This is a genomic window from Parvularcula lutaonensis (assembly GCF_014651915.1).
GTDB lineage: Bacteria > Pseudomonadota > Alphaproteobacteria > Caulobacterales > Parvularculaceae > Parvularcula > Parvularcula lutaonensis.
Window position 1 is genome coordinate 309,088 of record NZ_BMXU01000002.1, and the last position, 6,160, is coordinate 315,247.

Sequence of the window (6,160 nt, forward strand, 5' to 3'; positions counted from 1 at the left end):
TCCCCGGAAGATCCGGGGGCGGGTTTTTTCTTCACATGACACAGAGCCGTGCTAGCGGGGTGGTATGCTGACCAGCCTCGGCCTTCTCGTTCTCGCTGCCGCTTCGATTCTGGGCTCGCCCGGGCCTGCGCCGCTCTCTTTGGCGGCGACGGGCGCGAGCGCGGGGTTGAGAGGTGGACTCCCCTATCTCTCAGGCCTTGTCCTCGCCATTGCGGCCGATTGCGCCATGGTCGCGTTGGGCCTCGGCGCCCTGATCAGCAGCGGCGGGCCTGTAACGATCGTTCTCCTCGCCTTCTCCATCACCTACATCGTCTATATCGCATGGAAGATCGCCGCCGCGCCGTTGCTTGTGGACGCGGGGGCGCCGGAGCGGGTCCCCAGCTTCCGCGATGGATTGATCCTGAACCTGACAAATCCCAAGGCCTATGCCGCCATCGCCGCGGTCTACGCAGGGTTTCCCCTGCCAATCGAGGATCGCGTGCTCCAGCTCGTCTCCATCGGGGTCGCCACCGTGCTTGTCGCCCTGGTCGTCGACTTCGCGTGGCTGGCCGCCGGCTCGACTTTGGCGGGTCTCTTCCGCCATCCCCGTTGGGCAAGGCCCCTGCGGGTGATTTTCGCAGCGCTGATGCTGGCTGCTGTCGGGCTCAGCCTGGCCAAGCTCCTCGGCGCATAAAAAACCCGCCCTCAGGGCGAGGACGGGGTCTTACGCAACAAGTGATTCGGTATGCGGTGAAACGCGGCCTCAGGCAGCGGCGCTCTTCTTCGGCAGGGCCTTGCGCCCGCCGCCGCCGAGGCGCTGGACCACCGTGTTCTCCGGCTTGTCCATCTTGTAGCCGCGGCAATAGACGGTCTCGATAAATTGCTGGCCACCTGTGGCGTCGGAGAGCTTCTTCCGCAGCTTGCAGATATAGACGTCGATGACCTTGTCGAAGGGCTCGCAGTCCATTGATCCGTAGACCGCTGAGTAGACGCTTTCCTTCGAAACGACCCGTCCGACGTTCTGGGCGAGATAGGTGAAGATGGCGTGCTCCCGATGCGAGAGCTTGATGCGGTTGCCCTGCACTTCGGGGTCGCGGCCATCGTAGAAGATCGTCAGTTTGCCAAGTTTGAAGGCCGTGGAGGCCTGGCCCAGAAGGCGGCGCGAGCGCGCCAGGATCCTGGCTTTCAGCTCAGACGCATTGAACGGCTTGACGACGAAGTCGTCGGCACCCGCGCTGAACGCCCTGATGGCGAGCTGCGGGTTTTTAACGTCAGAGAGAAGTATGATCGGTGTACCGCCTGCATCCTTGTGCAGGTCTTCGATCAGCTCGCAGGGCTCGTCGATTGATCCGACAAGGATCGCTGCGTAGTGCGTCAGGTCACGACCAGCCACGCCTTCGAGCTCTTCCGCGCTCGAAAGGACGTCAACGTCGATTTGCGAAGCCTTGCACCGCGAGGCCAGAGCCTCAGCAATAGTGACGTTCGGTTCCAACAGGATAATCCGCATGCTCTCTCACCGTACTGTTTTTGCCGCCCATTTTGCCCTGGGGCGGAGCATCGCGGCGTTGCGGCTTCATGCCGGCGCCCGATGCATGTCCCGTTCTGAACCGAAAGAAATAAAGAAAAGGTCACCAGCGGATTCAGGATTTTTTTGCGATTGAAACCGTTAAGTAAGGTTACTGCACAGTTAACGGAGCATTCCTTTAAAGCCCGTTTTATGTGGATCGGTATGATCGGCGCCATGATGATCGATCGATTGAGCGCGGCGGCTAAGTTCCTCCGCCGGCGGAGAACCGCCCTCAACAAGGCTTTCGGGGCCATGGCGATTGCCCTCGCCGTCCCCGCCCTGCTGACGGGCCCTGCGTCGGCTTCGCGCCTGAAGGACATCACGAAGATCGAAGGCGTCCGCGAGAACCAGCTGATTGGCTACGGTCTCGTCGTCGGCCTCCCGGGCACGGGTGACCGGGCGCAGAACGCGCTGTTCACCGAGCAGTCGCTGCGCTCCATGCTCGAGCGTTTCGGCGTGGCCCTCGATAATGAGCGCATCCTCCAGACCCGGAACACCGCCGCGGTCATGGTCACGGCTTCGCTCCCTGGCTTCTCCCGCAATGGGGACAAGATCGACGTCACCGTTTCGGCCCTTGGCGACGCCCGCAGCCTGCAGGGCGGCACGCTTCTCGTGACCCCGCTCACCGCGGCCGACGGCAACGTCTACGCCGTGGCGCAGGGCCAGCTCATCATCGGCGGCTTCCAGGCGGCCGGGGCTGCAGGCTCGATCCAGCGCGGCGTCCCGACCCAGGGCCGTATCCCTGCCGGTGCCACGGTAGAGCGTGAGCTTGCCTTCCCGATCAACGAGCTCGACACGGTCCGCTACGTCCTGAAGAACCCCGACTTCACCACGGCCAACCGTATCGCTTCGGCGATCGACCAGCGTCTCTCCGGTCGCTTTGCGCGCGCCGTGGACCTTGCCACGGTCGAGGTGCTGGTGCCTGCGGACTATCGCGGCCAGGTCACGACCATGCTGGCCGAGCTTGAATCGATCGACGTCGAGACGGACGAGATCGCCCGCGTCGTCGTGGACGAAAGCTCTGGCACCATCGTCATTGGGCAGAACGTCCGCATCTCCCCGGTCGCTATCGCCCACGGCAACATTACCATCAGGATTTCGGAGCGCCCGATTCCGTCCCAACCCTCGCCATTCAGCCGGGTTGGCGAGACGGTGGTCGTTCCCCGAACGGACATTGCCGTCGAGGAAGACCTCGGCAACGGCTTCCGTGTGATCGAGGACAACATCACCCTTCAGGAGCTGGTCGACGGCCTCAATGCCATGGGCGTCACGCCGCGCGACATGATCTCCATCCTCCAGACCATCAAGTCATCGGGTGCGATGCAGGCGGAGCTTGTCGTCCAATGAGTGAGATTGGTGCCCTTCCCCCCGTCGGTGCGGACATCCGGCCGGAGCTCGATATCGCGGGCGCTGCGCGCAAGCTCCAGTCGGCTGCGCCCGAGGAGGCCCGCAAGGCGGCAGAGGGTTTCGAGGCCGTCTTCCTCAACCAGTTCGTGGGCAGCATGTTCGAAGGCATGAAAACTGATGGCCTGTTCGGCGGCGGTCCCGGCGAGAAGATGTGGCAGGGCTTCCTCGTCCAGCATATCTCCGATGCCTTTGCGAAACGCGGCGGAATCGGCATCGCCGACATGGTGATGCGTGAAATCACCGAAATGACCGAGGCTCCGAATGAGTAAGACCACCCGCATCGATACCGACAGCTTCTTCCCCGAGTTCCGCCGGGACGAGGAGATCGACGAGGCCGTCGCTGAAGAGGCTCCAGAGCAAGAAGAAGCTCCGAAGAACGACCCGCTCGTCCTCAAGACCATGGCGCGCCTTGCCGAGCTTCTGGGAGACGAAACCCGTTTGCTCCGTGAGGGGAATTACGAGGCTTTCTCCGAACTCCAGCGTGAGAAAGGCGAGCTGATCCGGCAGGTCGAACGCCTCGAACACAGCCGCCATGCCATGGCGGAAGTCGAAGGCATGGACCAGGAAACCCTGATGCTTCGCCTCGAAGACTTCAACGCCACGGTGGAGAAGAACATGCGCTCGATCGGCGCGGTGAAGGATGCCATCACCCATGTCCGCACGGCGGCCATCCGCAAACTCGAGGACGAGCGCGGCGATGGCGTCTATGCCAAGGACGGGGAGAAGCGAAGCCTTCACCACCTGTCCTTCAACGACAACAAGGTGAAGCTCTGATTCCTGGTAACCAGGCTTAATGAGCGTTTAACCGAGACAGCCAAATTGGGTACGGACGAATTTCGTTCGTATGGACTGCTCCGGCATCGGACGATGCCAGATGAGCGACAAACCCAGGGAGGCTGTCCATGTCATCGCTTCTTACCAATGCTTCGGCGCAGACGGCGCTCCGCACCCTCGCCAATGTGCAGGACAACCTGCAGGAGACCCAGGACCGGATTTCCACCGGCCTGAAAGTCCGTTCACCAAAGGAAAACCCGGCATTCTTCTTGGTCGCGCAGACGGTGAAGGGTGACGTTGCGGTCCTTGACGGCCTCAAGGACAACCTGACGGTGGGCGTCAACGTCGCGAAGACTGCGACGGCGGGTCTCGGCGGCATCACCGACGACATCAATCAGATCCAGACAGCCCTGACGACGGCGCAGACGGGCACCGCGCTCAACGAAGTGCAGTTCGCAATCAACCAGGTTGTCGAGCAGATCGAGGGACAGATCGACTCGACCTCGTTCAACGGCGTGAACCTCCTCGCTGGTACCGATACGACGACGATCACGACCACGATCACCCGCGACAATGGCTCGTTCCAGCTGTCGACGTTCACGCTTCAGGCGCAGAACCTCGACTCCACAGAACTCGCAGGCGTGGCGTCGGGCCTTTTCACCCAGCCTCAGGCGCAACTCCAGTTCGAAGCCAATTATCGCGCCTTCAATTCGGGCTTCGCTGACCGTCTCGATGTTAATGGTGACGGCGTGATCGAGCTCGACAACACCGCTCCGAACACGGACTCGGTCCTGACGGCCGAAGGCGGCACGGAAGCGGCTGGAGCCTTCACCTTTTACGGCACCGACGACGACATCGCTTTCCTCGCCTCGGTCGGCGTCACGGCAACCAATCTTGGCAAGATCGGTGGCGACGGCACCCGCGACGTGATCGAAATCACCAATATCGCGGCAGCCCCGGCAGCCGTCGCCGCGGGTACAGCGGCTCCGATCGACTATGTCACCTCGGCCCAGACCGGCATCCAGACCGCGTTCGCGGACCAGGCGGCCCTTCTTCGCGGCGCTGTCTTCGTGGACACCAACCTGCGTGAGTTCGCCAATGATTCAGGCTTCCGCGCCGTCGCCCGGATGATCGAAGTCGCAGACCCCACTACCGGCAATGTGCAGGCTGGCTTCGTCGTCGCCGACTCGCTCATCAGCCGCGTCAATATCTCTGCCACTGTCGTCGGCGTCTTCGAATCGACCCTCAGCGCACGGCAGGATTTCCTCGGCGACCTGACGGACAGCCTCGAACTTGGCGTCGCGGCCCTGACCGAAGCCGACCTCACCGAAGAGTCGAGCCGCCTTCAGTCGCTTCAGGTGCAGGAACAGCTTGCGACCCAGGCCCTCTCGATCGCCAACCAGCGGCCCCAGTCCCTCCTGTCTCTCTTCCAGTAAGACGCAGGCAGAATTTCGGTACGCGAAACGCCCGGAGGCTTCCTCCGGGCGTTTTTGGTTAATGCAGGCAGGGTGCGGAGCGACGCTGTTCAAAAATCGAACACCCTCCAACCCCGCGGAATCAAAGGGGTGTCCAAGCCGCAAGCGGCCTGCAAGGCCAAAATCTACAGGTAAAGATATAGCATTCACGAGGGCTTAACCCTAACGACCTAGTGTCGTCGGTGCAGCTGGTCGAAACGCATCAGCGAGCCCGGCGCCAGAAGGCGCTCCTGAACCTCTTGAGAACCCAAGGAGCCCCCACAATGGCATCTCTGCTTACCAACGCGTCTGCGCAAACCGCGCTCCGCACCCTCCGCGTCGTCCAGTCGAACCTGCAAGAAACCCAGGACCGCATCTCGACCGGCCTGAAAGTGCGTTCGCCGAAAGAAAACCCGGCGTTCTTCCTCGTCGCCCAGACCGTTAAAGGCGACGTCGCCGTTCTCGACGGCCTGAAAGACAACCTCACGGTTGGCGTCAACACGGCGAAAACCGCTTCGGCTGGCCTCAACGGCATCACCGAAGACATCAACCAGATCCAGTCGGCGCTCACCACCGCCCAGACCGGTACCGCGCTGAACGAAGTTCAGTTCGCCATCGGCCAGGTCGTCGAGCAGATCGAAGGCCAGATCGACGCCACGTCGTTCAACGGTGTGAACCTGCTCGCAGGCACCGACACCACCACGATCACCACGACGATCACCCGCGACAACGGCTCGTTCGAGCTGTCGACGTTCACCCTGCAGGGCCAGAACCTCGACTCCATCGAGCTCGCTGGCGTTGCCCAGGGCGCCTACACCGCTGCCCAGGCCCAGACCCAGTTCGACAGCCTCTACAACGCGTTCAACTCGGGCTTTGCTGACCGTCTCGACGTCAATGGCGACGGCGCTGTTGACCTTGCTGGTCAGACCGACTCCATCCTGACCGCTGAAGGCGGTACGGAAGCGGCCAACGAATTCAC

7 protein-coding genes are annotated in these 6,160 nt (G+C 62.2%); 6 read left to right on the plus strand and 1 reads right to left on the minus strand.

Translation table 11 applies throughout. From position 1 onward, the window contains the following. Positions 1-64: 64 nt before the first annotated feature. Positions 65-673, plus strand: coding sequence for a LysE family translocator (locus IE053_RS09785; RefSeq protein WP_189575430.1), 609 nt, complete (start codon positions 65-67; stop codon positions 671-673). Positions 674-742: 69 nt separating this feature from the next. Here IE053_RS09785 and IE053_RS09790 read toward each other — a convergent pair whose 3' ends face one another. Then, entirely contained in the window at positions 743-1,486 is a 744-nt protein-coding gene (locus IE053_RS09790; RefSeq protein ID WP_189575432.1) for a response regulator transcription factor, read from the minus strand. A 210-nt stretch (positions 1,487-1,696) separates the two neighbouring features. On the opposite strand from IE053_RS09790, the gene IE053_RS09795 reads away from it, so the two are divergent. From IE053_RS09795 to IE053_RS09815, 5 genes are all read left to right on the plus strand, one after another. Then, the gene (locus IE053_RS09795) at positions 1,697-2,893 is read left to right on the plus strand and encodes a flagellar basal body P-ring protein FlgI (RefSeq protein ID WP_229786170.1); all 1,197 of its coding nucleotides are present in this window, start codon (positions 1,697-1,699) and stop codon (positions 2,891-2,893) included. Further along, complete coding sequence (locus tag IE053_RS09800) at positions 2,890-3,222, plus strand: rod-binding protein (RefSeq protein WP_189575434.1); 333 nt, start codon at positions 2,890-2,892, stop codon at positions 3,220-3,222. The genes IE053_RS09795 and IE053_RS09800 overlap by 4 nt, the downstream gene beginning before the upstream one ends. Next, positions 3,215-3,727 (plus strand): hypothetical protein, encoded by a 513-nt coding sequence (locus IE053_RS09805; RefSeq protein ID WP_189575436.1) that lies wholly within the window; start codon positions 3,215-3,217, stop codon positions 3,725-3,727. Before IE053_RS09800 ends, IE053_RS09805 begins: the two co-directional genes overlap by 8 nt. Before the next feature lie 128 nt (positions 3,728-3,855). Then, positions 3,856-5,163, plus strand: a complete 1,308-nt coding sequence (locus IE053_RS14630; RefSeq protein ID WP_189575438.1) for a flagellin N-terminal helical domain-containing protein — start codon at positions 3,856-3,858, stop codon at positions 5,161-5,163. A 302-nt stretch (positions 5,164-5,465) separates the two neighbouring features. Continuing rightward, a partial coding sequence (locus tag IE053_RS09815) for a flagellin (protein ID WP_189575439.1) occupies positions 5,466-6,160 on the plus strand: 695 nt, incomplete at its 3' end.

Coding starts and splice junctions, on each gene's coding strand:
- IE053_RS09785 (WP_189575430.1), top strand. CDS start 65: ATGCTGACCAGCCTCGGCCTTCTCGTTCTCGCTGCCGCTTCGATTCTG.
- IE053_RS09790 (WP_189575432.1), bottom strand. CDS start 1,486: ATGCGGATTATCCTGTTGGAACCGAACGTCACTATTGCTGAGGCTCTG.
- IE053_RS09795 (WP_229786170.1), top strand. CDS start 1,697: ATGTGGATCGGTATGATCGGCGCCATGATGATCGATCGATTGAGCGCG.
- IE053_RS09800 (WP_189575434.1), top strand. CDS start 2,890: ATGAGTGAGATTGGTGCCCTTCCCCCCGTCGGTGCGGACATCCGGCCG.
- IE053_RS09805 (WP_189575436.1), top strand. CDS start 3,215: ATGAGTAAGACCACCCGCATCGATACCGACAGCTTCTTCCCCGAGTTC.
- IE053_RS14630 (WP_189575438.1), top strand. CDS start 3,856: ATGTCATCGCTTCTTACCAATGCTTCGGCGCAGACGGCGCTCCGCACC.